The organism is Hymenobacter agri (assembly GCF_054778495.1).
This window is the reverse complement of record NZ_BAAGZM010001088.1, coordinates 1-847: the sequence shown is the minus strand read 5'-3', so window position 1 is coordinate 847 and position 847 is coordinate 1. Positions and strand designations below refer to the sequence as shown.

Here is an 847-nt window from a genome sequence, read left to right as displayed (position 1 = left end):
AATCGAGGCGCAGGCGCTTGTCGTCGAGCTGGGGCTGCACGGTGGCGGTGGCGAAGCGCACCACGTCGGCCAAATTGGTGGGCTGCACGTCGAGCTGAATGCCGGCGCCCGCGTCGAGGCGCGAGACGTCAAGTAGCTCGGCCACCATGCGCTGCAGGCGCTGGGTTTCCTGCCGGATGTAGCCGGTGATGCGCTGGCGCTCGTCGGCGGGCAGCCGCTCATCTTGTAGCAGCTTGGTGTTGAGATTAATGCTGGACAGTGGTGTCTTCAGCTCGTGGCTCACGGTGGCCAGGAAATTAGATTTCACCTGGTCGAGCTTTTTGAAATCGGATACGTTGCGCAGCGTGAGGATGTGGCCCACGAATTCGGTCTTCTCAGTCGCTTCGTTGAAGGACACCAAGTCCTGCACCGCCAATTGGTAAAAAGCTTCTTCGCCGCGCAGGCTGATGTGCAGCAGCGGCGCTTCGGCCACGGCGGCCTCGCGGTTGGGCGCATCGAGCGGCCGCAGCATGGCCTGGAACAAGTCGTTTTCGAGGCGCACGGTGGCGGCCGGGCGGCCCAGCAGCTTTTCGGCCGGTAGGCCCAGCAGCTCGCACAGCACGGGGTTGGCCAGCAAGATGGTGCGATGCTCGTCGAGCAACAGCAAACCTTCATCTAAGGTGTTCACGATGCTGGCGGCGCGGTTGCGCTCGGTGATGAGGCCGGCCTCGGTGGAGGTGCGGTACTCGCGCAGCTGGCTCAGCATGCGGTTGAAGGCGCGGGCCACCTGGCCGAATTCGTCGTGGCTTTCCTGCGGGATGCTGGCCGAGAAGTCGCGCGCCGTGGCGTGGTCGAGGGCGGCGGTGAG

At 64.6% G+C, this 847-nt stretch carries 1 protein-coding gene; it reads right to left on the bottom strand.

The annotated features are described in order from the left end of the window. Positions 1–847, bottom strand: an 847-nt coding sequence (locus ACYVDE_RS24640; protein WP_460504158.1) for a histidine kinase dimerization/phospho-acceptor domain-containing protein, incomplete at both ends; no start/stop codon positions are given.